Source organism: Enterobacter cloacae complex sp. P1B (assembly GCF_014982345.1).
GTDB lineage: Bacteria > Pseudomonadota > Gammaproteobacteria > Enterobacterales > Enterobacteriaceae > Enterobacter > Enterobacter bugandensis.
Window position 1 is genome coordinate 1 of the sequence record NZ_JADCLF010000026.1, and the last position, 26,022, is coordinate 26,022.

The 26,022-nt window shown below is 50.8% G+C and carries 46 protein-coding genes; 7 read left to right on the top strand and 39 right to left on the bottom strand.

Annotated elements, in window-relative coordinates:
* Nucleotides 1–190 precede the first annotated feature (190 nt).
* Nucleotides 191–745, top strand: a complete 555-nt coding sequence (locus INF77_RS22765) for a gamma carbonic anhydrase family protein (RefSeq protein WP_193532813.1) — start codon at nucleotides 191–193, stop codon at nucleotides 743–745.
* On the opposite strand, the gene INF77_RS22770 is transcribed toward INF77_RS22765, so the two are convergent.
* Genes INF77_RS22770 through dprA form a run of 6 tightly spaced genes read right to left on the bottom strand, consistent with a single transcriptional unit; the run spans nucleotide 721 to nucleotide 4,504 of the window.
* Complete coding sequence (locus tag INF77_RS22770) at nucleotides 721–969, bottom strand: DUF1488 domain-containing protein (RefSeq protein ID WP_192972122.1); 249 nt, start codon at nucleotides 967–969, stop codon at nucleotides 721–723. The genes INF77_RS22765 and INF77_RS22770 overlap by 25 nt on opposite strands.
* Nucleotides 966–1,784, bottom strand: a complete 819-nt coding sequence (aroE, locus tag INF77_RS22775) for a shikimate dehydrogenase (protein WP_028014625.1) — start codon at nucleotides 1,782–1,784, stop codon at nucleotides 966–968. Before aroE ends, INF77_RS22770 begins: the two co-directional genes overlap by 4 nt.
* Nucleotides 1,785–1,788: 4 nt before the next feature.
* Nucleotides 1,789–2,361 carry an L-threonylcarbamoyladenylate synthase type 1 TsaC gene (tsaC, locus tag INF77_RS22780; protein WP_045630331.1) on the bottom strand — a complete coding sequence of 191 codons (573 nt, stop codon included), beginning with the start codon at nucleotides 2,359–2,361 and terminating at the stop codon, nucleotides 1,789–1,791.
* Nucleotides 2,354–2,908, bottom strand: coding sequence for a type I DNA topoisomerase (locus INF77_RS22785; protein ID WP_193532812.1), 555 nt, complete (start codon nucleotides 2,906–2,908; stop codon nucleotides 2,354–2,356). The genes tsaC and INF77_RS22785 overlap by 8 nt, the downstream gene beginning before the upstream one ends.
* A 26-nt stretch (nucleotides 2,909–2,934) precedes the next feature.
* Nucleotides 2,935–3,408, bottom strand: a complete 474-nt coding sequence (gene smg / locus INF77_RS22790; RefSeq protein WP_008503477.1) for a DUF494 family protein Smg — start codon at nucleotides 3,406–3,408, stop codon at nucleotides 2,935–2,937.
* On the bottom strand, nucleotides 3,380–4,504 hold the full coding sequence (dprA, locus tag INF77_RS22795) for a DNA-protecting protein DprA (protein ID WP_193532811.1): 1,125 nt from the start codon (nucleotides 4,502–4,504) through the stop codon (nucleotides 3,380–3,382). Before dprA ends, smg begins: the two co-directional genes overlap by 29 nt.
* Before the next feature lie 128 nt (nucleotides 4,505–4,632).
* Here dprA and def point away from each other — a divergent pair, with 128 nt between their 5' ends.
* The 5 genes from def to mscL all read left to right on the top strand — a co-directional run bounded on the left by def (nucleotide 4,633) and on the right by mscL (nucleotide 9,407).
* Nucleotides 4,633–5,142 carry a peptide deformylase gene (def, locus tag INF77_RS22800; protein ID WP_006812188.1) on the top strand — a complete coding sequence of 170 codons (510 nt, stop codon included), beginning with the start codon at nucleotides 4,633–4,635 and terminating at the stop codon, nucleotides 5,140–5,142.
* A 25-nt stretch (nucleotides 5,143–5,167) separates the two neighbouring features.
* Nucleotides 5,168–6,115, top strand: a complete 948-nt coding sequence (fmt, locus tag INF77_RS22805; RefSeq protein ID WP_047363717.1) for a methionyl-tRNA formyltransferase — start codon at nucleotides 5,168–5,170, stop codon at nucleotides 6,113–6,115.
* 52 nt (nucleotides 6,116–6,167) lie between these two features.
* Nucleotides 6,168–7,454: a 16S rRNA (cytosine(967)-C(5))-methyltransferase RsmB gene (gene rsmB, locus INF77_RS22810; protein ID WP_193532810.1), complete on the top strand. Its 1,287-nt coding sequence runs from the start codon at nucleotides 6,168–6,170 to the stop codon at nucleotides 7,452–7,454.
* A gap of 22 nt (nucleotides 7,455–7,476) precedes the next feature.
* Nucleotides 7,477–8,853, top strand: a complete 1,377-nt coding sequence (gene trkA, locus INF77_RS22815) for a Trk system potassium transporter TrkA (protein ID WP_193532809.1) — start codon at nucleotides 7,477–7,479, stop codon at nucleotides 8,851–8,853.
* Nucleotides 8,854–8,996: 143 nt separating this feature from the next.
* Nucleotides 8,997–9,407: a large-conductance mechanosensitive channel protein MscL gene (gene mscL / locus INF77_RS22820; RefSeq protein ID WP_028014631.1), complete on the top strand. Its 411-nt coding sequence runs from the start codon at nucleotides 8,997–8,999 to the stop codon at nucleotides 9,405–9,407.
* On the opposite strand, the gene INF77_RS22825 is transcribed toward mscL, so the two are convergent.
* The 31 genes from INF77_RS22825 to rpsJ form a co-directional block, all read right to left on the bottom strand.
* A complete protein-coding gene (locus tag INF77_RS22825) occupies nucleotides 9,408–9,623 on the bottom strand; it encodes an alternative ribosome-rescue factor A (protein WP_063438076.1) in 216 nt (71 codons plus the stop codon).
* A gap of 57 nt (nucleotides 9,624–9,680) precedes the next feature.
* A complete protein-coding gene (gene zntR, locus INF77_RS22830) occupies nucleotides 9,681–10,106 on the bottom strand; it encodes a Zn(2+)-responsive transcriptional regulator (RefSeq protein WP_063438075.1) in 426 nt (141 codons plus the stop codon).
* Nucleotides 10,107–10,108: 2 nt separating this feature from the next.
* Complete coding sequence (locus tag INF77_RS22835; protein ID WP_045630324.1) at nucleotides 10,109–10,477, bottom strand: DUF1992 domain-containing protein; 369 nt, start codon at nucleotides 10,475–10,477, stop codon at nucleotides 10,109–10,111.
* Nucleotides 10,478–10,584: 107 nt separating this feature from the next.
* On the bottom strand, nucleotides 10,585–10,968 hold the full coding sequence (rplQ, locus tag INF77_RS22840; RefSeq protein WP_001216368.1) for a 50S ribosomal protein L17: 384 nt from the start codon (nucleotides 10,966–10,968) through the stop codon (nucleotides 10,585–10,587).
* A 40-nt stretch (nucleotides 10,969–11,008) separates the two neighbouring features.
* Nucleotides 11,009–11,998, bottom strand: a complete 990-nt coding sequence (gene rpoA / locus INF77_RS22845) for a DNA-directed RNA polymerase subunit alpha (protein WP_002919219.1) — start codon at nucleotides 11,996–11,998, stop codon at nucleotides 11,009–11,011.
* A 25-nt stretch (nucleotides 11,999–12,023) separates the two neighbouring features.
* Nucleotides 12,024–12,644, bottom strand: a complete 621-nt coding sequence (gene rpsD, locus INF77_RS22850; RefSeq protein WP_004868345.1) for a 30S ribosomal protein S4 — start codon at nucleotides 12,642–12,644, stop codon at nucleotides 12,024–12,026.
* A 32-nt stretch (nucleotides 12,645–12,676) separates the two neighbouring features.
* Complete coding sequence (gene rpsK, locus INF77_RS22855) at nucleotides 12,677–13,066, bottom strand: 30S ribosomal protein S11 (protein WP_003863312.1); 390 nt, start codon at nucleotides 13,064–13,066, stop codon at nucleotides 12,677–12,679.
* A gap of 16 nt (nucleotides 13,067–13,082) precedes the next feature.
* Complete coding sequence (gene rpsM / locus INF77_RS22860; protein WP_013099021.1) at nucleotides 13,083–13,439, bottom strand: 30S ribosomal protein S13; 357 nt, start codon at nucleotides 13,437–13,439, stop codon at nucleotides 13,083–13,085.
* A gap of 146 nt (nucleotides 13,440–13,585) precedes the next feature.
* Nucleotides 13,586–13,702 (bottom strand): 50S ribosomal protein L36, encoded by a 117-nt coding sequence (gene rpmJ / locus INF77_RS22865; protein ID WP_000868187.1) that lies wholly within the window; start codon nucleotides 13,700–13,702, stop codon nucleotides 13,586–13,588.
* A 31-nt stretch (nucleotides 13,703–13,733) separates the two neighbouring features.
* Nucleotides 13,734–15,065, bottom strand: coding sequence for a preprotein translocase subunit SecY (gene secY, locus INF77_RS22870; protein ID WP_003863305.1), 1,332 nt, complete (start codon nucleotides 15,063–15,065; stop codon nucleotides 13,734–13,736).
* Between the two features lie 7 nt (nucleotides 15,066–15,072).
* Nucleotides 15,073–15,507 (bottom strand): 50S ribosomal protein L15, encoded by a 435-nt coding sequence (rplO, locus tag INF77_RS22875; protein ID WP_014885468.1) that lies wholly within the window; start codon nucleotides 15,505–15,507, stop codon nucleotides 15,073–15,075.
* A gap of 3 nt (nucleotides 15,508–15,510) precedes the next feature.
* A complete protein-coding gene (gene rpmD / locus INF77_RS22880) occupies nucleotides 15,511–15,690 on the bottom strand; it encodes a 50S ribosomal protein L30 (protein ID WP_003863301.1) in 180 nt (59 codons plus the stop codon).
* A gap of 6 nt (nucleotides 15,691–15,696) precedes the next feature.
* Nucleotides 15,697–16,197, bottom strand: a complete 501-nt coding sequence (gene rpsE / locus INF77_RS22885; RefSeq protein ID WP_003863299.1) for a 30S ribosomal protein S5 — start codon at nucleotides 16,195–16,197, stop codon at nucleotides 15,697–15,699.
* 14 nt (nucleotides 16,198–16,211) lie between these two features.
* A complete protein-coding gene (gene rplR, locus INF77_RS22890) occupies nucleotides 16,212–16,565 on the bottom strand; it encodes a 50S ribosomal protein L18 (protein WP_003863297.1) in 354 nt (117 codons plus the stop codon).
* 9 nt (nucleotides 16,566–16,574) lie between these two features.
* The gene (gene rplF, locus INF77_RS22895) at nucleotides 16,575–17,108 is read right to left on the bottom strand and encodes a 50S ribosomal protein L6 (protein ID WP_003863296.1); all 534 of its coding nucleotides are present in this window, start codon (nucleotides 17,106–17,108) and stop codon (nucleotides 16,575–16,577) included.
* Nucleotides 17,109–17,120: 12 nt separating this feature from the next.
* A complete protein-coding gene (rpsH, locus tag INF77_RS22900) occupies nucleotides 17,121–17,513 on the bottom strand; it encodes a 30S ribosomal protein S8 (protein ID WP_006178918.1) in 393 nt (130 codons plus the stop codon).
* A gap of 30 nt (nucleotides 17,514–17,543) precedes the next feature.
* A complete protein-coding gene (gene rpsN, locus INF77_RS22905; RefSeq protein ID WP_003863291.1) occupies nucleotides 17,544–17,849 on the bottom strand; it encodes a 30S ribosomal protein S14 in 306 nt (101 codons plus the stop codon).
* A gap of 14 nt (nucleotides 17,850–17,863) precedes the next feature.
* Nucleotides 17,864–18,403 carry a 50S ribosomal protein L5 gene (gene rplE / locus INF77_RS22910; protein ID WP_001096202.1) on the bottom strand — a complete coding sequence of 180 codons (540 nt, stop codon included), beginning with the start codon at nucleotides 18,401–18,403 and terminating at the stop codon, nucleotides 17,864–17,866.
* Nucleotides 18,404–18,417: 14 nt separating this feature from the next.
* Nucleotides 18,418–18,732 (bottom strand): 50S ribosomal protein L24, encoded by a 315-nt coding sequence (rplX, locus tag INF77_RS22915; RefSeq protein WP_003863287.1) that lies wholly within the window; start codon nucleotides 18,730–18,732, stop codon nucleotides 18,418–18,420.
* A 10-nt stretch (nucleotides 18,733–18,742) separates the two neighbouring features.
* A complete protein-coding gene (gene rplN, locus INF77_RS22920) occupies nucleotides 18,743–19,114 on the bottom strand; it encodes a 50S ribosomal protein L14 (RefSeq protein WP_002919748.1) in 372 nt (123 codons plus the stop codon).
* A 166-nt stretch (nucleotides 19,115–19,280) separates the two neighbouring features.
* Complete coding sequence (rpsQ, locus tag INF77_RS22925; RefSeq protein WP_008503489.1) at nucleotides 19,281–19,535, bottom strand: 30S ribosomal protein S17; 255 nt, start codon at nucleotides 19,533–19,535, stop codon at nucleotides 19,281–19,283.
* The gene (gene rpmC, locus INF77_RS22930; RefSeq protein WP_003863282.1) at nucleotides 19,535–19,726 is read right to left on the bottom strand and encodes a 50S ribosomal protein L29; all 192 of its coding nucleotides are present in this window, start codon (nucleotides 19,724–19,726) and stop codon (nucleotides 19,535–19,537) included. Before rpmC ends, rpsQ begins: the two co-directional genes overlap by 1 nt.
* Nucleotides 19,726–20,136 (bottom strand): 50S ribosomal protein L16, encoded by a 411-nt coding sequence (gene rplP, locus INF77_RS22935; RefSeq protein ID WP_002919759.1) that lies wholly within the window; start codon nucleotides 20,134–20,136, stop codon nucleotides 19,726–19,728. The genes rpmC and rplP overlap by 1 nt, the downstream gene beginning before the upstream one ends.
* A 12-nt stretch (nucleotides 20,137–20,148) precedes the next feature.
* Entirely contained in the window at nucleotides 20,149–20,850 is a 702-nt protein-coding gene (gene rpsC, locus INF77_RS22940; protein ID WP_000529945.1) for a 30S ribosomal protein S3, read from the bottom strand.
* 17 nt (nucleotides 20,851–20,867) lie between these two features.
* The gene (gene rplV / locus INF77_RS22945) at nucleotides 20,868–21,200 is read right to left on the bottom strand and encodes a 50S ribosomal protein L22 (RefSeq protein ID WP_002919773.1); all 333 of its coding nucleotides are present in this window, start codon (nucleotides 21,198–21,200) and stop codon (nucleotides 20,868–20,870) included.
* A 14-nt stretch (nucleotides 21,201–21,214) separates the two neighbouring features.
* Complete coding sequence (gene rpsS / locus INF77_RS22950) at nucleotides 21,215–21,493, bottom strand: 30S ribosomal protein S19 (RefSeq protein ID WP_001138117.1); 279 nt, start codon at nucleotides 21,491–21,493, stop codon at nucleotides 21,215–21,217.
* A gap of 16 nt (nucleotides 21,494–21,509) precedes the next feature.
* Nucleotides 21,510–22,331 (bottom strand): 50S ribosomal protein L2, encoded by an 822-nt coding sequence (gene rplB, locus INF77_RS22955; protein ID WP_000301859.1) that lies wholly within the window; start codon nucleotides 22,329–22,331, stop codon nucleotides 21,510–21,512.
* 17 nt (nucleotides 22,332–22,348) lie between these two features.
* Nucleotides 22,349–22,651, bottom strand: coding sequence for a 50S ribosomal protein L23 (rplW, locus tag INF77_RS22960; RefSeq protein ID WP_000617546.1), 303 nt, complete (start codon nucleotides 22,649–22,651; stop codon nucleotides 22,349–22,351).
* On the bottom strand, nucleotides 22,648–23,253 hold the full coding sequence (gene rplD / locus INF77_RS22965) for a 50S ribosomal protein L4 (protein ID WP_000424395.1): 606 nt from the start codon (nucleotides 23,251–23,253) through the stop codon (nucleotides 22,648–22,650). Before rplD ends, rplW begins: the two co-directional genes overlap by 4 nt.
* Nucleotides 23,254–23,263: 10 nt before the next feature.
* A complete protein-coding gene (gene rplC, locus INF77_RS22970; RefSeq protein WP_003863274.1) occupies nucleotides 23,264–23,893 on the bottom strand; it encodes a 50S ribosomal protein L3 in 630 nt (209 codons plus the stop codon).
* A gap of 32 nt (nucleotides 23,894–23,925) precedes the next feature.
* Nucleotides 23,926–24,237, bottom strand: a complete 312-nt coding sequence (rpsJ, locus tag INF77_RS22975; protein WP_001181005.1) for a 30S ribosomal protein S10 — start codon at nucleotides 24,235–24,237, stop codon at nucleotides 23,926–23,928.
* A 380-nt stretch (nucleotides 24,238–24,617) separates the two neighbouring features.
* Here rpsJ and INF77_RS22980 point away from each other — a divergent pair, with 380 nt between their 5' ends.
* Nucleotides 24,618–25,091: an A24 family peptidase gene (locus INF77_RS22980; protein WP_047366820.1), complete on the top strand. Its 474-nt coding sequence runs from the start codon at nucleotides 24,618–24,620 to the stop codon at nucleotides 25,089–25,091.
* On the opposite strand, the gene bfr is transcribed toward INF77_RS22980, so the two are convergent.
* Together bfr and bfd are read right to left on the bottom strand one after the other, a co-directional pair.
* Nucleotides 25,075–25,551 carry a bacterioferritin gene (bfr, locus tag INF77_RS22985; protein ID WP_028014636.1) on the bottom strand — a complete coding sequence of 159 codons (477 nt, stop codon included), beginning with the start codon at nucleotides 25,549–25,551 and terminating at the stop codon, nucleotides 25,075–25,077. The genes INF77_RS22980 and bfr overlap by 17 nt on opposite strands.
* A gap of 72 nt (nucleotides 25,552–25,623) precedes the next feature.
* Complete coding sequence (gene bfd, locus INF77_RS22990) at nucleotides 25,624–25,818, bottom strand: bacterioferritin-associated ferredoxin (protein WP_003863268.1); 195 nt, start codon at nucleotides 25,816–25,818, stop codon at nucleotides 25,624–25,626.
* Between the last annotated feature and the right edge of the window lie 204 nt (nucleotides 25,819–26,022).

The following is a 26,022-nucleotide window of genomic DNA, read 5'->3' on the forward strand; positions in this document are numbered from 1 at the left end:
GATGGAGGCGCATTATAGGGATCCCAATTTTTAGCACAAGTGTTTTTTAGATCTTTTTTTTCGACTGCTGATTTTCCGCGCTTTTCGCTGAAATCCCGCCCGATCTGCTTAAATATTGACGCATTTTGCCTTGCCTCGATCCAATAATATGATCAAGTCTTCCGTATAGCGCTCATCCTTAGAGGTAGTTATGTCTGCAGTATTACGCCCTTATAAAGATCTGTTCCCCCAAAAAGGCGATCGCGTGATGATCGATGCCACCAGCGTGGTCATTGGTGATGTCCGAATGGCCGATGACGTCAGTATCTGGCCGCTCGTCGCCATCAGGGGAGATGTAAATTATGTGTCGATCGGTGCCCGTACCAATATTCAGGACGGTAGCGTTCTGCATGTTACGCACAAATCCTCTTATAACCCGGAGGGCAATCCCCTCATCATTGGAGATGATGTTACCGTCGGACATAAAGTGATGCTTCACGGCTGCACTATCGGTAATCGGGTGCTTGTTGGCATGGGATCGATTTTGCTGGATGGCGTGATAGTAGAAGAAGACGTAATGATTGGGGCCGGTAGCCTGGTTCCGCAGAACAAACGTCTGGAAAGTGGTTATCTCTATCTGGGAAGCCCGGTAAAACAGATCCGCCCCCTGAAGGAGGCAGAGATAGAAGGATTAAAATACTCGGCGAACAACTACGTAAAATGGAAGAATGACTATTTGGATCAGGATAACCAAACCCAACCCTGATCGTCTTCCTGCTGCTCGCGGATTAAATCGCTGGCTTCCTCTTCCAGATCCCAGCGATTTTCGCAAAAAACGGCTATCGGGTCTGTGCCGCCAAAACGATGTAACAGCGCTTCTCCATGGATGGCACAGGTAAGCTGCATACCATGCACCAGCACCGGAAAACAGACCGCCTGCTTATGCTCATCCCAGCTCTCTCTGTCCGGGAAATGAATAGCCTGATTCACGCCGAAAGCTCCTGCTTTAGCTTTTCAATGACCGGCTCGACTGCAGGCAACACCCCGTGCCAGAGCAGTACCGCATGCGCAGCCTGCCCCACCAGCATTCCCAGCCCATCGGCTAACTGTTTCGCACCGTGTTGTTCGCACCAGTTCAGGAAGGGCGTATTCCCTTTCTGATAAAACATGTCATAGAAGTACATGTGCGCGCTGACCAGCGAAGCGGGGATCGCCGGGATCTCGCCACTGATGCCGCTGGATGTGGCATTAATGACAAGATCGAACTCACGTTCGGCAAGATCGTCAAGCGCTACCGCACTTACGCTGCCGGTATGCGCAAACAACGCCGCCAGCGCTTCTGCCCGGGAAAAAGTTCGGTTGGTAATGGTCACCGCACAGTCCAGGGAAAGCAGAGGCAACAGTACTCCCCGCGATGCCCCACCCGCACCAATCAGCAGGACCCGGAACCCAGGTTTAATAAACGACAGTCGTTCCAGATCGCTCAGCAAACCTATTCCGTCAGTGTTGTCGCCCAGAAGACGTCCGTCCTCAAGCCGTTTTAGGGTATTTACTGCACCAGCAAGAGAAGCGCGCTCGGTCAGTTCATCAGCACGTTCGAAAGCTTCCTCTTTAAAAGGAACCGTCACATTCGCACCTTTGCCACCTGCGGCGAAAAAAGCCTCGAGCGTTGGAATAAATGCATCTACCGGTGCCAGTACGCGGCCATAGGGATGATTTATCTGCAGCTGCTCCGCAAATTGCTGATGGATCAGCGGTGACTTGCTGTGTGCAATCGGATTACCAAAAACAGCATAGGTTTCCATGAGATTACCCCTGGCGAAAACGTTCGCCGGTCAAAGCGTCGCGAATTTCAGACGGATTCAGGCGCCCTCCCGTCTCTCCAACAGCAACCGGGAAGTCATTTCCGAACTGTGCCAGCACTTCTTCGGTTGTACGACAAGGTGGCAATCCGGTCAGGTTGGCGCTGGTTGAGACCAGCGGTTTACCAAATGCCAGGCAAAGCTCAACCACCAGAGGATGATCGGTGACGCGAACGGCGAGGGAGTCAAAGCGTCCGGTCAGCCAGCGCGGTGTTGTCGGCTGCGCCGGGAAAACAAAGGTCACCGGTCCGGGCCATGCGGAGAAAATAGTCTCGCGCTGCGCCGGTGTCAGCATAGAGTCATCAATGTAGGGCTTAAGCTGCTCGTAATTCGCAGCTATCAAAATCAACCCTTTCTCTACGGGTCTTTGTTTTAAGGCAAGCAGGCGGCTCACAGCCGTCTCGCTGTCAGGATCGCAACCGACCCCAAAAACAGCTTCAGTTGGATAGGCGATGACTTTTTCATTTTTCAGCACGTCCACAGCATGCGCAATGGAGCCTGATGGCAGGTTATTATTCACTATTTTGATCCGCCGTTACCGGCTTTCCACATTGTTTGCTGGCGCAGAAGCGTTTCACACCTTGCGCCGTTTTCTTCTCGAAAAGTAGCGGATAGTTGCAATGAGTGCAGACGCCCGCTACCGGTTTGAAATTGATAACGAACTGGCATTCAGGGTAGCGATCGCAGGAATGGAAGGTCTTACCATAGCGGGAACGGCGCTGTACCAGCTGACCGCGCTGACACTGAGGACACGCAATCGCCGTTTCATCAGGCTTATCAATTTGTTCCGTATGCTCACATTCCGGATAACGGCTACAGCCAATAAACATACCGAAACGGCCCTGACGTAGCGCTAGTTCACCACCACAAAGAGGACATAGCTGTCCTTCCAGAATTTTGACGATATGTCCATCCGCCAGGCTTTTCAGAGGACGGACATAATCACATTCCGGATAGTGTGAACAACCGAGAAACGGGCCGTGTTTCCCGGACCGAATAACAAGTTCAGCCCCGCACTGCGGGCAGGGCTCGTTTTTATGCACCGTGAATAGTGCTGATTTGGCCATAACAACTCTTGGTGCTACACATAGAATTAATGCAGCATACCTTCATTCACTTCAAAGAGTAATTCTTCCATTTGCTGATAGGCATTTTCACAGCCCGGGATATTAAACAGAACCATCAGAATCACCCATTTCAGATCTTCCAGTTCAAATTCTGCCGTATCCAGCGCCATGACACGCTCTATCACCATTTCTCTCGTTTCGAGGTTCAGCACCTGAATCTGCTCAAGGAATAAGATGAATCCCCGGCAGCTGGCGTCCAGCCTTTCACACTCTTCTGCGGTATAAATGCGTACTGACAACGGGTCAGAAGCAAGCTGCATCGGTTCGGCGAGGCCTTCCTGATAATCAGCCAGTTTTTCCAGCCACATCAACGCATTATAGATATCTTCCCGCTCAAACCCCGCATCGGTAAGATCCTGTGTCAATTTGTCCTGATCCACTCGCATTTCTGCTTCGTTATGGATGTAAGTCTCAAACAAATACATCAGTACGTCGAACATGGCATGCCCTCCTTAATCGGACATAGCCGCCGGGTACAGCTGCGATCCACCCTGCTAACTCCAGTTCGAGTAGCTGTGCTACCGTTACTGGCACAGGTTGGCCGGCACGTTCAGCGACAACGTCAACAGGTGTTACCTCATCTCCTACGTTAGCCAGGAGCTTGGGAAATGGCAATGCCACCTTTCCCTGATCTGATGAATAATGTCGCTTTTCGGGATCTTCCTGCAGACATTGCAAGCCATATTGCAAATTTTCAAGAATGTCCCGCGCTTCTGTTACCGGCGTTGCACCCTGCTTTATCAGCCAGTGTGGTCCTTCACACCCCGGGTTACCAATCGGGCCGGGTAAGGCGAAAACCTCCCTCCCCTGATCGAGCGCGCATCGTGCAGTGACCAGCGAGCCGCTTCGCACTGCTGCTTCAACGACCAATACACCCTGGCTAAGCCCGCTGATGACTCGATTACGACGCGGAAAGTTTGCCGGCCGGGGCTGCGCCGAAAGAGGGAATTCAGACACTATCGCCCCGTCAGCTTCGATAAGCCGCATAGCCAGCGCCTGATGCCGACGGGGATAAATGCTAAACAGGCCGTTCCCCAGTACGGCCACGCTACGCCCTTTTACAGACAGCGCGGCGTTGTGAGCAACACCGTCTATACCGCAGGCCAGTCCGCTGGTGATTGTGATACCACTTTGCGAAAGTTGTTCGCACAGAATTTTCCCCCATCGTTCTCCATACCATGACGGCGCACGGCTACCCACGACCGCCAGCTGGGCAGCATTAAGCGTTTCAGGGTTACCTTTTACGAATAAAGCACCGGGATAATCAGGAATTGCTCGAAGTAAAGGAGGATAAAGCGGATGGGTTGCCGTCAATAAATGATTTCCCGGCTGCTCAAGCCACACCAGACTACGCTCCAGCTCACCCTCATCTGGGGCAAAGAACCGTTCAGCCTGTTTTGCTGACAGCCCGGCGTCTCTGACAGCGGAAGCATCGATATTTTTTTGCTTGTGCAGCCGTGCAGCCGCTTCCAGCATTCCATCGCCACATAATGAACCTGTGTGTATTAGCCGTAGCCATATCTCGATAGACGTCATCCTTTCCCCCTGCCATAAGCGGCCTGCGCAATCATTGCGATTGGTCACTGATGCTGTCAATCGACCCGGGATTTGTCTAGAATAGAAGTAATATTCTTATCAACTCCTGAACACGACTCTGGAAATTTATGGCAGTTTTGCAAGTGTTACATATTCCGGACGAGCGCCTTCGCATCGTCGCTGAACCGGTTAAAGAAGTGAATGCAGAAATCCAGCGTATCGTTGATGATATGTTCGATACCATGTACGCCGAAGAAGGCATTGGCCTGGCGGCGACGCAGGTAGACATTCACAAACGTATTATCGTGATCGACGTTTCTGAAAATCGCGATGAGCGTCTGGTGCTGATCAACCCTGAATTGCTTGAGAAGAGCGGTGAAACGGGCATTGAGGAAGGTTGTCTTTCTATTCCGGAACAGCGCGCTTTGGTGCCACGTGCCGAAAAAGTGAAAATTCGCGCTTTGGATCGTGACGGTAATCCGTTCGAACTGGAAGCAGATGACCTGCTGGCAATTTGCATTCAGCATGAGATGGATCATCTGGTCGGTAAGCTGTTTATCGATTACCTCTCGCCGTTGAAACAGCAGCGTATTCGTCAAAAAGTAGAGAAACTGGATCGTTTGCGCTCTCGCGCATAACGTCCCCCCGGATACAAGGATCATCGTGTCTAAAACACTACGTATTATCTTCGCGGGAACCCCTGATTTTGCAGCGCGTCATCTTGACGCGCTGTTATCTTCTGGTCACCAGGTTGTCGGCGTCTTTACCCAGCCGGACCGTCCGGCTGGTCGCGGTAAAAAACTGATGCCGAGCCCGGTAAAGGTGCTGGCAGAAGAGCATGGGCTTCCTGTTTTCCAGCCCGCATCCTTACGCCCTCAGGAAAATCAGCAGCTGGTTGCTGACCTGAACGCCGACGTAATGGTCGTGGTGGCTTACGGTTTAATTCTGCCAAAAGCGGTGCTTGATATGCCTCGTCTGGGTTGTATCAACGTGCACGGCTCCTTGCTCCCGCGCTGGCGTGGTGCGGCACCTATCCAGCGCTCCCTGTGGGCGGGGGATGCTGAAACCGGCGTCACAATCATGAAGATGGACGTAGGTTTAGACACTGGCGACATGCTGCATAAACTGGCGTGCCCTATTACTGCAGACGATACCAGCGCTACGCTGTATGACAAACTTGCAGGCCTCGGTCCGCAAGGGCTTATCGAGACGCTGCAGCAGCTTGCTGACAATACGGCGAAACCGGAAGTTCAGGATGAGGCGCTGGTGACGTATGCTGAAAAACTGAGTAAAGAAGAAGCCCGGCTCGACTGGTCCTTGTCTGCCGCTCAACTTGAACGCTGCATCCGCGCTTTTAATCCGTGGCCGATGAGCTGGATGGAGATTGATGAGCAGCCAGTGAAAGTCTGGAAAGCGTCAGTCATTAATGGCAATACGGCTGCTGAACCCGGCACGATTATCGACGCCAGCAAGAACGGTATCCAGGTTGCGACAGCAGAAGGGATCCTGAATCTTGAATCGCTGCAACCGGCCGGTAAGAAAGCCATGAGCGCTCAGGATCTATTAAATTCCCGTCGCGAATGGTTTATACCGGGTAATCGTCTTGCCTAATCCAATATATGCTTAAAGCCCGGTGTTTCCGGGCATTTTTATTTTTATAGTTATGAAAAAACAAAATCTACGCAGTATGGCGGCCAAAGCCGTTGAGCAGGTTATCGAGCAGGGCCAGTCATTGAGTAACATCCTGCCTCCCCTGCAACAAAAGGTATCTGATAAAGACAAAGCTCTGCTCCAGGAACTCTGCTTTGGTGTCCTACGCACCCTTTCTCAGCTTGAGTGGCTCATTAATAAGCTGATGTCGCGCCCAATGACAGGCAAACAGCGCACCGTACATTATTTGATTATGGTGGGGTTTTATCAGCTTCTTCATACCCGCATTCCACCTCATGCCGCGCTGGCTGAAACGGTGGAAGGTGCCGTTGCGATTAAACGCCCTCAGTTGAAAGGGCTGATCAACGGCGTACTGCGTCAGTTCCAGCGTCAGCAGGATGAGCTACTGGATGAATTTGCACAAAGCGAAACACGTTTTCTGCACCCGGACTGGCTGCTGAATCGCCTTAAAAAAGCGTATCCGCAGCAATGGCAAAACATTGCCGAAGCGAATAATCAACGTCCACCGATGTGGTTACGCGTCAACCGTAATCACCACACCCGTGACGCATGGCTGGCATTACTGGAAGAAACCGGAATGAGTGGATTCACGCATGCAGCCTATCCAGATGCCGTGCGTTTAGCCTCCCCTGCACCGGTACATGCTTTACCTGGTTTTGATGAAGGCTGGGTGACCGTACAGGATGCCTCGGCTCAGGGTTGCATGACCTGGCTTGAACCAGCAAACGGGGAACAGATCCTCGATCTTTGCGCCGCGCCTGGCGGAAAAACAACGCACATTCTTGAAGTGGCTCCGCAGGCCAGCGTAATGGCCGTGGATGTCGATGAGCAGCGCCTGTCACGCGTCTACGACAACCTCAAGCGTCTGGGCATGAAGGCTCAGGTTAAGCAGGGCGACGGACGCAAGCCCGCAGAATGGTGTGGTGAAACCCAGTTTGACCGCATTTTGCTGGATGCGCCCTGCTCTGCAACAGGCGTGATTCGTCGCCATCCGGATATCAAGTGGCTGCGCCGCGATCGCGATATCAAGGAACTTGCCCAACTGCAATCGGACATACTTGACGCAATCTGGCCACATCTTAAACCCGGCGGCACGCTGGTTTATGCAACCTGCTCCGTATTGCCAGAAGAAAACAGCCAGCAAATCGCGGCCTTCCTTAAACGTACCCCGGACGCAACGCTGCGCGATACGGGAACGCCTGAATGCCCGGGTCAGCAAAACCTGCCGGGCGCGGAAGAAGGCGATGGCTTCTTTTACGCTAAGCTAATCAAAGAGTGATGTTGAGAACAGGTCACGAGATATGAAAATTATCATTCTGGGCGCAGGACAAGTGGGCGGAACGCTGGCGGAAAACCTGGTTGGCGAAAACAACGACATCACAATCGTTGATACCAACGGGGATCGTCTGCGCGTTTTACAGGACAAATTTGACCTTCGCGTTGTGCAGGGCCATGGCTCACACCCGCGCGTGCTACGCGAGGCAGGCGCCGACGATGCAGACATGCTCGTTGCGGTGACCAGTTCTGACGAAACCAATATGGTGGCCTGTCAGGTGGCCTACTCGCTTTTCAACACCCCTAACCGAATCGCGCGCATCCGTTCTCCGGACTATGTCCGCGATGCTGAGAAGCTCTTTAATTCAGAAGCGGTTCCTATTGACCATCTCATCGCGCCAGAACAGTTGGTTATCGACAATATCTATCGTTTGATCGAATATCCAGGCGCACTGCAGGTGGTGAACTTTGCCGAAGGTAAGGTCAGTCTTGCCGTCGTTAAGGCCTATTACGGCGGCCCGTTGATCGGCAATGCGCTTTCCACAATGCGTGAGCACATGCCGCATATCGATACGCGCGTTGCCGCCATTTTCCGCCGCGACAGACCTATTCGCCCTCAAGGCTCCACGATTGTCGAAGCGGGGGATGAGGTCTTCTTCATTGCGGCCTCTCAGCATATTCGTGCGGTGATGAGTGAGTTGCAGCGTCTCGAAAAGCCTTATAAACGCATTATGCTGGTCGGCGGTGGCAATATCGGCGCGGGCCTGGCGCGAAGGCTGGAAAAAGACTACAGCGTGAAATTGATCGAGCGCGATCAACAGCGTGCTTCTGAGCTGGCGGAAAAACTGCAAAATACGATCGTATTTTATGGCGACGCGTCGGATCAGGAATTATTGGCTGAAGAGCATATTGATCAAGTTGATCTCTTTATTGCCGTCACCAACGATGACGAAGCGAATATTATGTCCGCCATGCTCGCCAAACGTATGGGAGCAAAGAAGGTCATGGTGCTTATCCAGCGCAAGGCGTATGTCGACCTGGTTCAGGGCAGCGTTATTGATATTGCCATTTCACCGCAGCAGGCGACCATTTCCGCTCTGCTGAGCCATGTACGTAAAGCGGACATTGTCGGCGTTTCATCTCTGCGTCGCGGGGTGGCAGAAGCCATTGAAGCGGTAGCTCATGGAGATGAAACCACGTCGCGCGTTGTGGGCCGCGCCATCGACGAAATTAAGCTGCCGCCGGGAACAATTATCGGCGCCGTAGTGCGCGGGAATGACGTTATGATCGCCAATGATAATTTGCGTATTGAGCAAGGCGACCACGTAATTATGTTCCTTACCGATAAAAAATTTATTACCGACGTCGAACGTTTATTCCAGCCTAGTCCATTCTTCCTTTAATACGTCGGGGCTCTCAATAGAGCCCCGCACTTTACCCTCTTTATTTCTGTGCCTTTTATTTTCATAACGTTTAATTATCCCGCATGGCAATTAGCTAATCATTTGTTAAACTTATAGTCGTCAGCTGGCACAAGGAGAACATAATGAGTTTTATTAAAGAATTTCGCGAATTTGCGATGCGCGGGAACGTGGTTGATTTGGCAGTGGGTGTCATTATTGGTGCGGCATTCGGCAAGATTGTTTCATCATTAGTTGCGGACATCATCATGCCACCTTTAGGGCTGCTAATCGGGGGCATTGATTTCAAACAGTTCGCGTTCACGCTGCGCGAAGCCCAGGGTGATATCCCGGCAGTAGTAATGCACTACGGCGTGTTTATCCAGAACGTATTTGATTTCGTGATTGTGGCGTTTGCTATCTTTATGGCTATCAAGCTGATTAACCGGCTCAACCGTAAAAAAGAAGAGCCAGCAGCAGCGCCAGCACCAACGAAAGAAGAAGTGTTACTGAGTGAAATTCGCGATCTGTTAAAAGAGCAGAATAACCGCGTTTAATCAGCAGTTAAAAACAGGAAGGCCAGTGGTAAATAAGCGCTTCGCTTGCTTGCCACTGGCCTCCCAGTTACCCCGTTTTGCATGTTTGTCTTTACGCAGATAACTCCCCTTCCCTTTTTTATTCTTTTCAACGCGCTGTCGAAAAAGCGGGTCGTGAAGTAAAGCCTCGATGGCATTATCTTTAATTTGTCCCTTCGTGTGCTGATAGCGGCTCATAATTTCTCCTGAGCATGGTTTATGACGACGGAAGTCTAGACCCGAGTAGATTAAAAATCAACATCCCCGAGTTTCTCCACTGGCTCCCTGTTCAAGGGCTTCCAGAATTGAACAATAAATACTGCTATGAGCCGTTCCGCAGCAGGCATCATTCAACCTTTGCAAAGAGCGCTGCATGGTTTGCAGCTCCAGAATACGGGCTTCAACTTCTTCAAGCCGGGCTTGCACGATGCTTTTGGATTCCTGACAAGTGTGATGCTCAGGATCGATGCGGATCGATAATAACTCGCGGATCGAATCAAGCGTGAAGCCAAGCTGTCGGGCGTAGCGTATGAATCTCAGACGTTGCAGATCGTTATCGGTATAAAGCCGAAAGCCGCCTTCCGTGCGTACCTCATGATCGATCATCTGCTGCTTTTCGTAATATCGGATAGTGTCCGGCGTTACGTTCGCGAGCTTTGCAAGTTCACCGATACGGTACATCGCTACTCCTCGTTTATCTTCTTCATCAATATTTCACCGTATTCCCCATGCAGGAATTCCGTGCTCATTCCTGCCTGGCGCAGCTTGAGCTCTATCAGAGCAAGCCTGCGGCTAAGTTCTTTATGTCGAGGATCGTCCTGACGGATCCCTTTTAGCAGATCGACAAGTTCAACAGCCTCTCTGCGCTGCTCAAGCTCGGGCGGGAGGCAGCCAGCATTTTTTAGCAAACGGTATCCAGCCCGGAGTTCAGGCGCAATATGCGAATCATCTTCCAGTTCAAGAGGTTCACCGCTCCCGGGAAGATTGTCGAAATCGCCTTTATTTTGGGCATCGCGAATATGGCGTTCTGCCCACTGGTCAAGCAACCACATCATCAGCTCCAGGGGATGAACAAAATTGATACAGGTATTGTAGAGAAGTGGGGATAATGCGGATATAAAAAAACCCGCCGAGGCGGGTTTTTTTACGTTACTGCAGATTACTCTGCAGCAGCTTCTGCTTTCTCTGAACGATCAACCAGCTCGATGTAAGCCATCGGCGCGTTGTCGCCTGCACGGAAACCACACTTCAGAATGCGAGTGTAACCACCGGCACGGCTCGCGAAACGCGGGCCCAGTTCGTTAAACAGTTTTGCCACGATCTCGTTATCACGAGTACGGGCGAATGCCAGACGACGATTAGCAACGCTGTCAGTCTTGGCAAGAGTAATCAGCGGCTCAACTACGCGACGCAGCTCTTTCGCTTTAGGCAGGGTCGTCTTGATGATTTCATGACGAACCAGTGAACCTGCCATGTTGCGGAACATAGCCTGGCGATGGCTGCTGTTGCGGTTCAGTTGACGACCACTCTTACGATGGCGCATGACCTTATCCTTCTCAGTAAAACCTTAACCTGTGATCCGGTTACTCGTCAGCAATGCTTGCCGGTGGCCAGTTTTCCAGGCGCATGCCCAGAGACAGACCACGTGAAGCCAGCACGTCTTTAATCTCGGTAAGAGATTTTTTACCCAGGTTCGGCGTTTTCAGCAACTCAACCTCGGTACGCTGTACCAGATCACCGATATAGTGGATAGCTTCTGCCTTGAGGCAGTTAGCAGAGCGGACAGTCAATTCGAGATCGTCAACAGGGCGCAGCAGGATCGGATCGAATTCTGGTTTCTCTTCTTTCACTTCTGGCTGACGTACATCACGTAAGTCAACGAAAGCTTCCAGTTGTTCTGCCAGGATGGTTGCCGCACGACGAATCGCCTCTTCAGGATCGATTGTGCCGTTGGTTTCCATTTCGATGACCAGCTTGTCCAGGTCGGTACGCTGTTCTACACGCGCTGCTTCAACATTGTAGGCAATACGCTCTACAGGGCTGTAGCATGCGTCGACCAGCAGACGGCCGATTGGGCGCTCATCTTCTTCCGAATGAATTCGGGCAGAAGCCGGCACATAACCACGACCGCGCTGAACTTTGATACGCATGCTAATAGCTGCGTTCTCATCGGTCAGGTGGCAGATCACGTGCTGCGGCTTGACGATTTCAACATCACCGTCGTGGGTGATGTCGGCTGCAGTCACAGGGCCAATGCCAGATTTATTCAGAGTAAGAATAACTTCATCTTTACCCTGAACTCTCACCGCCAGCCCTTTCAGGTTGAGCAGGATTTCAAGGATATCTTCCTGAACGCCTTCTTTGGTGCTGTACTCATGAAGTACACCATCAATCTCAACCTCGGTCACCGCGCAACCCGGCATCGATGAGAGCAGAATACGGCGCAGTGCGTTACCCAGAGTATGGCCAAAGCCACGCTCTAAAGGCTCAAGGGTCACCTTGGCGTGCGTCGAACTCACTTGCTCGATATCTACCAGGCGCGGTTTTAGAAACTCTGTCACAGAACCCTGCATTGTGTCCTCTCTTTGGTACTAAGCTTTACTTGGAGTAAAGCTCGACGATCAGGTGTTCGTTAATGTCCGCAGACAGATCAGAACGCTCAGGCTGACGCTTGAACGTACCTTCCATCTTGCCAGCATCAACTTCCAGCCAGGTTGGCTTTTCACGCTGCTCAGCCAGCTCCAGAGCGGCCTTCACGCGAGATTGCTTTTTCGCTTTCTCACGAATGCTAACAACGTCATTCGCTTTAACCTGATAAGAAGCGATGTTAACAACACGACCGTTTACCATGATTGCTTTGTGGCTAACCAGCTGACGTGATTCAGCACGAGTAGCGCCGAAGCCCATACGGTATACAACGTTGTCCAGACGACCTTCCAGCAGAGCCAGCAGGTTTTCACCTGTGTTGCCTTTCAGACGTGCTGCTTCTTTATAGTAGTTACGGAACTGACGCTCCAGCACACCGTACATACGGCGAACTTTTTGCTTTTCACGCAACTGCACACCATAGTCAGACAGACGCGGTTTACGCGCACCGTGCTGGCCAGGAGCTTGTTCAATTTTACACTTGGTATCGATCGCGCGAACGCCAGACTTAAGGAATAAGTCGGTGCCCTCACGACGGCTCAGCTTGAGCTTAGGACCCAAATATCTTGCCATTTTCTATCTCCAACTAACCTAAAAAACGAGCGTTATACGCGACGTTTTTTCGGCGGACGACAACCGTTATGAGGGATCGGAGTCACATCAGTAATATTCGTGATGCGGAAACCAGCGGCGTTCAGAGCGCGAACAGTAGATTCACGACCCGGACCCGGACCTTTAACCATAACTTCCAGATTCTTGATGCCGTATTCTTTTACGGCTTCAGCGCAACGCTCTGCTGCAACCTGAGCTGCGAACGGAGTGGATTTGCGAGAACCACGGAAACCGGAACCACCGGCTGTTGCCCAACCCAATGCGTTACCCTGACGATCAGTAATAGTAACGATGGTGTTGTTGAAAGAAGCATGGATATGAGCCACGCCGTCAGAGACTTGTTTTCTTACACGTTTACGTGCACGAACTGGTGCCTTTGCCATTATTCAATCACCCCGATTATTTCTTGATCGGTTTGCGCGGACCCTTACGGGTACGTGCGTTGGTCTTAGTACGCTGACCGCGCACTGGCAGACCACGACGATGACGCAAACCGCGATAGCAACCAAGATCCATCAGGCGCTTGATGCTCATGCTGATTTCACGGCGCAGATCACCTTCAACGACAAATTTGGCAACTTCGTCACGCAGCGTGTCGATTTGTCCTTCAGACAGCTCACTGATCTTAACATCTTCAGCGATACCCGCTGCAGCCAGGATGGCTTTAGAACGGGTCTTGCCGATGCCGTAGATCGAAGTTAATGCGATCACAGCATGTTTCTGATCAGGAATGTTAATGCCTGCTATACGGGCCACTATGCACTCCTACTATTTAATATGTACGCACCATGCTGAAAAGCCCGTTTTCAGGATACTCAAATGGAAACGTACAGACATACAAAAGATTGGCTGGCTAATCTAGCCAGCTCAACCCAACTTTGCAAGAAAAATATGCGAAATAATCAGCCTTGGCGCTGTTTATGCTTCGGCTCGGCACTGCAAATCACACGGATGACACCATCACGCTTAACGATTTTGCAGTTACGGCATAATTTCTTGACGGAAGCACGAACTTTCATTTTTACTCTCCGTAACTTCTCAGGCGACCAATTAACGGCCGTAGCCTTTCAGGTTCGCCTTCTTCAATGCAGACTCATACTGACTGGACATCATCAGAGTTTGCACTTGAGCCATAAAGTCCATAATCACGACAACAACGATAAGCAGTGAGGTCCCACCGAAGTAGAACGGTACTTTCATTGCATCACGCATGAACTCCGGGATCAGGCAGATAAAAGTAATATAAAGCGCACCAACCAAAGTCAGGCGGGTCATTACTTTATCGATATACTTCGCCGTTTGCTCTCCCGGACGAATTCCTGGTACAAATGCACCGGACTTCTTCAGGTTATCTGCTGTTTCACGCGGGTTGAAGACCAACGCCGTGTAGAAGAAACAGAAGAAGATGATCGCAGACGCATAGAGTAACACATAAAGTGGTTGCCCAGGCTGCAAATACAGCGAAATTGTTGTCAGCCAGTTCCAACCAGTACCGCCCCCGAACCATGACGCGATGGTTGCCGGGAACAGAATAATACTGGAAGCGAAGATAGCCGGGATAACCCCCGCCATATTCACTTTCAGCGGTAAATGTGTGCTCTGTGCAGCATAGACACGACGACCCTGCTGACGCTTAGCGTAGTTCACCACAATGCGGCGTTGACCACGTTCAACGAAGACAACAAAGAACGTCACTGCAAATACTAATACTGCAACCAACAGCAACAGGAGGAAGTGCAGGTCGCCTTGACGCGCTTGCTCGATAGTATGGGCGATGGCCGGCGGGAGTCCCGCAACGATACCGGCGAAGATAATGATTGAGATACCGTTACCGATACCACGCTCAGTAATCTGTTCGCCGAGCCACATCAGGAACATCGTCCCTGTGACCAGACTAACAACAGCGGTGAAATAGAATGCAAAGCCTGGGTTTAATACCAGGCCCTGCATACCAGGCATATTCGGCAGACCGGTAGCAATACCGATCGACTGGAATATTGCCAGCACCAGAGTACCGTAACGGGTGTACTGACTAATCTTACGACGTCCAGACTCCCCTTCTTTCTTCAGCTCTGCCAGGGCCGGATGAACGACCGTCAGCAGCTGGATAATAATCGATGCCGAAATGTACGGCATAATACCCAGAGCAAAGATAGAAGCACGGCTGAGAGCACCACCAGAGAACATGTTGAACATTTCAATGATGGTGCCTCGCTGTTGCTCAAGCAGTTTGGCAAGTACAGCGGCATCGATACCAGGGATCGGAATAAAAGAGCCAATACGGAACACAATCAGCGCGCCGATAACAAACAGCAGTCTGCGTTTCAGCTCGCCAAATCCACCTTTGGCACTTTGAAAATCTAATCCCGGTTGCTTAGCCATCTGCTACTTATTCCTCAATTTTACCGCCAGCAGCTTCGATAGCAGCACGAGCACCTTTAGTAACACGCAGGCCACGAACAGTTACCGGAGTAGAAACTTCACCAGACAGGATCACTTTCGCGAACTCGATCTGAATACCGATAATGTTAGCCGCTTTCAGCGTGTTCAGGTCTACAACGCCGCCTTCAACTTTCGCCAGGTCAGACAGACGGATTTCCGCTGTGATCGCTGCTTTGCGAGAGGTGAAGCCGAACTTCGGCAGACGACGGTACAGTGGCATCTGGCCACCCTCGAAACCGCGACGTACGCCACCGCCAGAACGAGAGTTCTGACCTTTGTGACCACGACCACCGGTTTTGCCGAGGCCAGAACCGATACCACGACCCAGGCGTTTACCCGCCTTTTTAGAGCCTTCGGCCGGAGACAGAGTATTTAAACGCATCTCTTACTCCTCAACTTTAACCATGAAGTAAACCGCGTTGACCATACCACGAACAGCAGGAGTATCCTCGCGCTCAACGGTATGACCAATACGACGCAGACCCAGGCCAAGCAGCGTTGCCTTGTGTTTCGGCAGACGACCGATTGCACTGCGGGTTTGAGTGATTTTAATAGTCTTTGCCATGGTCAATTACCCCAGAATTTCTTCAACGGATTTACCACGCTTGGCAGCGACCATTTCTGGAGAATTCATATTTTCCAGGCCATCAATAGTTGCACGAACCACGTTGATCGGGTTGGTGGAACCATATGCTTTAGCCAGAACGTTATGAACCCCAGCAACTTCCAGAACGGCGCGCATTGCACCACCGGCGATGATACCGGTACCTTCTGAAGCTGGCTGCATGAATACACGAGAACCCGTGTGAACACCTTTAACTGGGTGCTGCAGGGTGCCGTTGTTCAGCGCGACGTTAATCATATTGCGACGGGCTTTTTCCATCGCTTTCTGGATCGCTGCTGGAACTTCACGCGCTTTACCGTAACCAAAACCAACGCGACCGTTACCATCGCCTACTACAGTCAGAGCTGTGAAGGAGAAAATACGACCACCTTTAACGGTTTTAGATACGCGGTTTACCGCGATCAGCTTTTCCTGCAGTTCGCCAGCCTGTTTTTCGATGTGAGCCATCTTACACCTCTACCTTAGAACTGAAGGCCAGCTTCACGGGCAGCATCTGCCAGTGCCTGGACACGACCATGATATTGGAACCCGGAACGGTCAAAGGAAACATTGCTGATGCCTTTTTCCAGAGCGCGTTCTGCAACAGCTTTACCTACAGCTGCAGCGGCGTCTTTGTTACCGGTGTACTTCAATTGTTCTGAGATAGCTTTTTCTACAGTAGAAGCAGCTACCAGAACTTCAGAACCGTTCGGTGCAATTACCTGTGCGTAAATATGACGCGGGGTACGATGTACCACCAGGCGAGTTGCACCCAGCTCTTTGAGCTTGCGGCGTGCGCGGGTCGCACGACGGATACGAGCAGATTTCTTATCCATAGTGTTACCTTACTTCTTCTTAGCCTCTTTGGTACGCACGACTTCGTCGGCGTAACGAACACCCTTGCCTTTGTAAGGCTCAGGACGACGGTAGGCGCGCAGATCTGCTGCAACCTGACCGATCAGCTGTTTATCAGCGCCTTTCAGCACGATTTCAGTTTGAGTCGGACATTCTGCAGTGATACCGGCCGGCAGCGGATGCTCAACAGGGTGTGAGAAGCCCAGAGACAGGCCTACTGCATTCCCTTTGATAGCTGCACGATAACCTACACCAACCAGCTGAAGCTTTTTAGTGAAGCCTTCGGTAACACCAACAACCATTGAGTTCAGCAGGGCACGCGCGGTACCAGCCTGAGCCCATCCATCCACGAAACCATCACGTGGACCGAAGGTCAGAGCGTTATCTGCATGTTTAACTTCAACAGCTTTGTTGAGGGTACGAGTCAGCTCGCCGTTTTTACCTTTGATCGTAATAACCTGACCGTCGATTTTTACATCAACGCCGGCAGGAATAACGACCGGTGCTTTAGCAACACGAGACATTCTTTCCTCCGATTAGGCTACGTAGCAGATAATTTCGCCACCAAGACCAGCCTGGCGCGCTGCACGATCAGTCATAACACCTTTAGAGGTAGAAACAACTGCGATACCAAGGCCAGCCATAACTTTTGGCAGCTCATCTTTTTTCTTATAGATGCGCAGACCTGGGCGGCTGACACGCTGAATGCTTTCTACAACAGCTTTACCCTGGAAATACTTGAGAGTAAGTTCCAGTTCCGGCTTGGTGTCGCCTTCAACTTTAAAATCTTCGATAAAACCTTCTTCCTTCAGCACGTTGGCAATTGCCACTTTCAGCTTGGCGGAAGGCATGGTGACCGCAACTTTGTTCGCGGCCTGACCGTTACGGATACGGGTCAGCATATCCGCGATCGGATCTTGCATGCTCATCTGTCTTTACTCCCGTGATTCAATTGGTAATTACCAGCTAGCCTTTTTCAAGCCTGGCACTTCACCGCGCATGGCGGCTTCACGCAGTTTGATACGGCTCAACCCAAACTTGCCCACATAACCATGTGGACGACCTGTTTGACGACAGCGGTTACGCTGACGAGACGGGCTGGAATCACGCGGCAGAGACTGCAGCTTGAGAACCGCATTCCAACGATCTTCGTCGGAAGCGTTCACATCAGAAATGATCGCTTTCAGTTCAGCGCGTTTAGCGAAGAATTTATCAGCTAAAGCTACGCGCTTTACTTCGCGTGCTTTCATTGATTGCTTAGCCATTCAGTAACCCTACCTTACTTGCGGAACGGGAAGTCAAAGGCAGCCAGCAGAGCACGGCCTTCTTCGTCAGATTTCGCAGTAGTGGTAATGGTAATATCCAAACCACGCACGCGGTCGACTTTATCGTAGTCGATTTCTGGGAAGATGATCTGCTCACGGACACCCATGCTGTAGTTACCACGACCGTCGAAAGACTTCGCGGACAGGCCACGGAAGTCACGGATACGTGGAACAGCAATAGTGATCAGGCGCTCAAAGAACTCCCACATGCGTTCGCCACGCAGAGTTACTTTACAGCCGATCGGATAGCCCTGACGGATTTTGAAGCCTGCAACAGATTTGCGTGCTTTGGTGATCAGCGGTTTTTGACCGGAGATTGCTGTCAGATCAGCTGCTGCGTTATCCAGCAGTTTCTTGTCAGCGATCGCTTCACCAACACCCATGTTCAGGGTGATCTTCTCGACCCGAGGGACTTGCATGACAGAATTGTAGTTAAACTCGGTCATGAGTTTCTTAACTACTTCGTCTTTGTAGTAATCATGCAGTTTCGCCATCGTACTACTCCAAATTACTTGATAGTTTCGCTGTTAGACTTGAAGAAACGGACTTTTTTGCCGTCTTCGAATCTAAAGCCTACACGGTCAGCCTTACCGGTAGCCGCATTGAAGATTGCAACGTTAGAAACCTGAATAGCAGCTTCTTTTTCAACGATGCCGCCTGGTTGGTTCAGGGCCGGAACCGGCTTCTGATGTTTTTTAACCAGGTTGATACCTTCAACGACAAGTTTGCCGGAAGACAGAACATTTTTTACTTTACCGCGTTTACCTTTATCTTTACCGGTTAACACGATAACTTCGTCATCACGACGGATTTTCGCTGCCATGATTCGCTCCTTAGAGTACTTCTGGTGCCAGAGAGATAATTTTCATGAACTTCTCAGTACGAAGTTCACGAGTTACCGGCCCAAAGATACGCGTGCCGATAGGCTGCTCGCTGTTATTGTTTAAAATAACGCATGCATTACCATCGAAGCGAATGACAGAACCGTCAGGGCGACGAACACCCTTCTTGGTGCGCACCACTACCGCCTTCAGCACATCACCTTTTTTGACCTTACCACGTGGAATTGCTTCCTTGATGGTGATCTTGATGATGTCGCCTACGCCTGCGTAGCGACGGTGCGAGCCACCCAGAACCTTGATACACATTACGCGACGTGCACCGGAGTTGTCGGCGACGTTCAGCATAGTCTGTTCTTGGATCATTTTAGTGCTCCGCTAATGTCAACTACTACCTGAGACTCTAAAATCAGAGCCGTTAAAAAGCCCCATATCGAGGGCGCGGCATTATAACACCGCTTCTGCAATATGGGTAGAAAAAATAAACGGCTCATCGCTGAGCCGTTTATTCGTATTGAGAAGGCGTACTGTATTACAGAACCGCTTTCTCTACAACGCGAACCAGCGTCCAGGACTTAGTCTTGGACAGTGGACGGCATTCACGGATTTCAACCTTGTCGCCGATACCACATTCGTTGTTCTCGTCATGTACGTGCAGTTTGGTCGTACGCTTGATGAATTTACCGTAGATCGGGTGTTTCACAATACGTTCGATAGCTACAACAATGGATTTCTCCATTTTGTCGCTAACAACACGACCTTGCAGAGTACGGATTTTATCGGTCATTACGCACCCGCCTTCTGAGTCAGTAAAGTCTTAACGCGTGCAACATTGCGACGCACTTGCTTCAGCAGGTGAGTCTGTTGCAGCTGGCCACTTGCAGCCTGCATGCGCAGGTTGAACTGCTCACGCAGCAGGTTCAGCAGCTCAGCGTTCAGCTCTTCAACGCTTTTTTCACGCAGCTCTTTTGCTTTCATTACATCACCGTCTTAGTTACAAAGGTGGTTTTGATAGGCAGTTTCGCTGCTGCCAGGCCGAAGGCTTCACGGGCCAGCTCTTCCGGAACACCGTCCATTTCATAAAGGACTTTGCCCGGTTGGATCAAGGCAACCCAGTACTCCACGTTACCTTTACCTTTACCCATACGAACTTCCAGTGGCTTCTCGGTGATCGGTTTGTCCGGGAATACACGGATCCAGATCTTACCTTGACGCTTAACTGCACGGGTCATTGCACGACGTGCTGCTTCGATCTGACGTGCAGTCAGACGACCACGGCCAACAGCTTTCAGACCGAAAGTGCCGAAGCTAACATCCGTACCCTGCGCCAGACCACGGTTGCGGCCTTTGTGCACTTTACGGAATTTTGTACGCTTTGGTTGTAACATCAGCGACGCTCCTTATTTACGGCCTTTACGCTGCTGCTTTTTAGGTTGAGCAGCCGGTTTTTCCGGTTGTTCAACAGCAGCCATACCACCCAGGATCTCACCTTTGAAGATCCATACCTTAACGCCGATTACACCGTAAGTGGTGTGCGCTTCAGAGGTGTTGTAGTCGATGTCAGCACGCAGAGTGTGCAGCGGTACGCGACCTTCACGGTACCATTCGGTACGTGCGATTTCCGCGCCGCCCAGACGGCCGCTAACTTCAACTTTGATACCTTTAGCGCCCAGACGCATTGCGTTCTGTACAGCACGCTTCATAGCACGACGGAACATAACACGACGTTCCAGCTGAGAAGTGATGCTGTCAGCAACCAATTTAGCGTCCAGTTCAGGCTTACGAACTTCAGCGATATTGATCTGTGCAGGAACGCCAGCGATATCCGCTACGACCTTGCGCAGTTTTTCTACGTCTTCGCCTTTCTTACCGATAACGATGCCAGGACGAGCAGTGTGAATAGTCACACGGATGCTCTTCGCTGGACGCTCGATAACGATACGAGATACAGACGCTTTAGCCAGTTCCTTAGTCAGGTACTGACGTACTTTAAAATCGCTGTCCAGGTTGTCAGCGAATTCTTTGGTGTTCGCAAACCAGGTAGAGTTCCATGGTTTTACAATACCCAGGCGAATACCATTAGGATGTACTTTCTGACCCATTGCTAGTCTCCAGAGTCTCAGCGATCGGACACAACCACAGTAATGTGGCTGGTGCGCTTCAGGATGCGATCTGCACGACCTTTCGCACGCGGCATAATGCGCTTCATGCTTGGGCCTTCATCTACGAAAATTTTCGCGACTTTCAGATCGTCGATGTCAGCGCCATCGTTGTGTTCAGCGTTAGCAATGGCAGATTCCAGTACTTTCTTGACCAATACCGCAGCTTTCTTGTTGGTATAGGTCAGGATGTCCAGGGCCTGCGACACTTTCTTACCGCGAATCAGGTCAGCAACAAGGCGAACCTTCTGTGCAGAAGAACGAGCATGGCGATGTTGAGCTAAAGTTTCCATCTCTTCCTCCTACCTTATTTCTTCTTCGCTTTTTTATCAGCAGCGTGGCCGCGATAAGTACGAGTCGGTGCGAATTCACCCAGTTTGTGACCAACCATTTCGTCGGTAACAAAGACTGGAACGTGCTGACGACCATTATGGACAGCGATGGTCAAACCGATCATGTTAGGAAAGATCGTTGAACGACGGGACCAAGTGCGCAGGGGCTTCTTGTCTCCGCTTTCCACCGCTTTCTCTACCTTCTTCAGCAAGTGCAGGTCAATAAAAGGACCTTTCTTGAGAGAACGTGGCATGGCTTATCCTCTAAAATTATTTGCTACGGCGACGTACGATAAATTTATCAGTACGCTTGTTGCTGCGGGTCTTCTTACCTTTGGTCTGAACGCCCCACGGAGTTACCGGGTGCTTACCAAAGTTACGACCTTCACCACCACCATGTGGGTGGTCGACTGGGTTCATCGCAGTACCGCGAACGGTAGGACGAACACCACGCCAGCGTGCAGCACCAGCTTTACCCAGAACGCGCAGCATATGCTCAGCATTGCCAACTTCGCCCAGAGTAGCGCGGCAGTCTGCTTCGACTTTACGCATTTCACCAGAACGCAGACGCAGGGTGACATAAGCACCGTCACGCGCAACGATCTGAACGTAAGTACCAGCGGAACGTGCCAGCTGACCGCCTTTACCTGGTTTCATTTCTACGTTATGAACGGTAGAACCAACCGGGATATTGCGCATTGGCAGGGTGTTGCCTGCTTTGATTGCAGCATCAACGCCAGACTGAATCTGGTCGCCAGCTTTCAGGCCTTTAGGGGCCAGGATGTAACGGCGTTCGCCGTCTTTGTACAGAACCAGCGCGATGTTCGCGGAACGGTTCGGATCGTACTCAAGACGTTCAACAACTGCTGGGATACCGTCTTTGTTGCGTTTGAAGTCAACAATACGATAAGCCTGCTTGTGGCCACCACCGATGTGACGAGTGGTGATACGGCCATTGTTGTTACGACCACCGGATTTGCTGTTTTTTTCCAGCAACGGAGCAAAAGGTTTGCCCTTGTGCAGCTCAGGGTTAACCACTTTAACTACGTGGCGACGACCCGGAGATGTCGGTTTACATTTAACAACTGCCATTGTATTACTCCTCCGACTTACTCAGCGCCGCCAACGAAGTCCAGGTTCTGGCCTTCTTTCAGGGTGACGTAAGCTTTTTTCCAGTCGCTACGACGACCGATACGCTGTCCGTGACGTTTAACTTTCCCTTTAACTACCAGGGTGTTAACGACTTCGACTTCGACTTCAAACAGTTTCTGCACAGCAGCTTTGATCTCTGCTTTGGTCGCGTCTTTAGCAACTTTGAGAACGATGGTGTTTGTTTTTTCCATCGCAGTAGACGCTTTTTCAGAAACGTGCGGTGCGCGAAGCACCTTCAGCAGACGTTCTTCACGAATCATGCCAGCATCTCCTCAACTTGCTTAACAGCATCAGCAGTCATTACGACTTTGTCGAAGGCGATCAGGCTAACCGGGTCGATACCAGTCGCATCGCGTACGTCAACCTTGTGCAGGTTACGTGCGGCCAGGAACAGGTTCTCGTCCAGCTCACCGGTGATGATCAGCACATCTTCCAGAGCCATGTCTTTCAGTTTCTGTGCCAGCAGCTTAGTTTTAGGCGCTTCAACAGAGAACTTCTCGACAACGATCAGACGATCCTGACGTACCAGTTCGGACAGGATGCTTTTCAGCGCGCCGCGGTACATCTTTTTGTTAACTTTTTGACTGTGGTCCTGTGGACGCGCAGCGAAGGTCACGCCACCTGAACGCCAGATCGGGCTCTTGATAGAACCTGAACGCGCACGGCCGGTACCTTTCTGGCGCCATGGCTTTTTGCCAGAACCAGTTACTTCAGCACGAGTCTTCTGAGCACGAGTACCCTGACGAGCACCAGCTGCATAAGCAACAACAACCTGGTGAACCAGCGCTTCGTTGAAATCACGACCGAAGGTAGTTTCGGAAACAGTCAGCGCGCTCTGCGCGTCTTTCAATACTAATTCCATTGCTATCCCCTTACGCCTTCACAGCTGGTTTAACGATCAGGTCGCTACCGGTTGCACCCGGGACCGCACCTTTAACCAGCAGCAGGTTGCGCTCAGCGTCAACACGTACTACGTCCAGGCTCTGAACGGTTACACGTTCGTTACCCAGCTGACCTGCCATTTTCTTGCCTTTGAACACTTTGCCCGGAGTCTGGTTCTGACCGATAGAACCCGGAACACGGTGAGACAAGGAGTTACCGTGAGTAGCGTCCTGGGTACGGAAGTTCCAGCGCTTAACGGTACCAGCAAAACCTTTACCTTTAGAGGTACCGGTTACGTCAACTTTTTTAACGTCAGCAAACAGCTCAACGCTAATGTCCTGACCTACGGTGAACTCTTCGCCTTCAGCAAGACGGAATTCCCACAGACCACGGCCAGCTTCTACGCCAGCTTTAGCGAAGTGACCCGCTTCTGGTTTGGTTACACGGTTAGCTTTTTTAGCACCAGTGGTAACCTGAATAGCGCGGTAGCCATCGTTAGCCAGATCTTTAACCTGAGTAACGCGGTTTGCTTCAACTTCGATTACGGTTACTGGGATAGAAACGCCATCTTCAGTGAAGATGCGGGTCATACCCACTTTTTTACCGACTAAACCAATCATTGTTTCAACCTCTCAATCGCTCGATGACCTGATTAACCCAGGCTGATCTGCACGTCTACACCGGCAGCCAGATCCAGACGCATCAGAGCATCAACGGTTTTCTCAGTTGGCTCAACGATGTCAACCAGACGCTTGTGAGTGCGGATTTCGTACTGATCGCGCGCGTCTTTGTTGACGTGCGGGGAGATCAGAACGGTGAAGCGCTCTTTGCGGGTCGGCAGCGGGATCGGACCACGGACTTGCGCACCAGTGCGCTTAGCAGTCTCGACGATTTCCGCGGTTGATTGATCGATCAGACGATGATCAAACGCTTTAAGGCGGATACGGATTCTTTGGTTCTGCATGAGACCAGAGCTCCAATTATTTTATAAACGAAAATGATTACTCCTCAAACCCATTACGATTGATGGGAGAGTGTAACCGTTCTTACGTAGCCCCCCAATTGGGAGCATTGTTGAGTAACAAAATGAGCTACTCTGGTTCTGATTGAACCCGCCGTCAATTACGACAAGCCCGCGCATTATACGTAAATCAGAGAAAGACGCAAGTGCCGTTTAGAAATTAAGCGTCAAAGGCTCAGTATGCGTAGGACTGCGCAACTTTTTACGCCGTATATCCTTTCTGAATTTTTTATTTGAAGCCGCTACGCAATTGCTGTTTTTGTGCATTGCCGGACAGGCAGATTGTAACGAGTATGCGCTCAAAACCTTTTGAGGCCTTTTCCATGCTAACCACCCTCCCCTTCCTGATGATCTATTTTTCTCTGACGGCCTTACTCGTACGCGCTGATATTCGCGACGGTTTACTGCCCGATAAATTTATCTGCCCGCTGCTCTGGACGGGCCTGCTCTACCAGGTCTTTATCCATCCTGATTTTCTGCCGAGTGCCGTAATGGGAGCGGTGGCTGGATATCTTGGTTTTGCCACGATTTACTGGGGCTATCGGCTTATCTGCCGGCGGGAAGGAATGGGATATGGCGATGTGAAGTATCTGGCAGGACTTGGTGCGTGGCATGGCTGGTGCATACTGCCTACGCTGGCGTTACTCGCCGCGCTTATGGCGCTGCTTTGCATTCTTGTTTTTTCATTTCTCACCTCAGATAAAGGAGCACTAAAAAACCCACTGCCTTTTGGACCATTTCTGGCAGCAGCGGGTTTATGCGTTGGATGGGAAAATCTGATTAATTTTCCACTTTGATCTGAGACTGTAGGTAGTTCTGAAGGCCAATTTTGCTAATGAGATCCAGCTCGGTTTCCAGCCAGTCAATGTGGCCTTCTTCATCGGCAAGGATCTGGATCATCATATCGCGGCTCACATAGTCATGGACGCTGTCAGCATAAGCAATGGCTTCGCGCAGATCTTTCGCACCTTCCAGCTCCAGCCGGAGGTCAGAACGCAGCATCTCTTCGACATCCTCACCGATGCCCAGCTTGCCGAGATCCTGCAGGTTTGGGATGCCTTCAAGGAATAAGATACGCTCGATGTATTTATCGGCGTGTTTCATCTCATCTATAGACTCATGGTACTCAACGTCATTCAGACGTGTCAGACCCCAGTTTTTAAACATTCTCGCGTGAAGAAAGTACTGGTTGATTGCGACAAGCTCATTTCCCAATAATTTATTGAGATAACTTATGATTTTAACATCACCTTTCATTATATAGTCCCTCCGCTTCCACTCATTGAAGCGTAGAACGGGCTACGGGGATGTCAAAAAAAAGATAGAGGCTTACGCGATCTCTTTGAATTCCGGGATCTGCATCAGTTCGTCCTGCATGATCTCACGCGCTGCGCGAACGCATTTACCGCATTGATTTCCCACCGGAACAAATTTGCGAAGCTGCTGGAAAGATTGTGGCTGAAACTGGCGAACGGCCTGACGAATTTTCTTGTCGCTTACACCATTACATAAACAAACGTACATAGAGACTCCCGTTCAAAATATGCGCAAAGTGTAAGTGAGAATGGTTATGATTACAATAGCACATACGCCAGGATACGGGCCGGGAGCGGGTAAAAAATGCGAAATTTTGTGACAAGGAAAGGTACAGAAAACAAAAAAGGACGCCGAAGCGTCCTTTTTTGTTCAGGGATAATTAATTAGCCCAGAACTTTAGCAACAACGCCC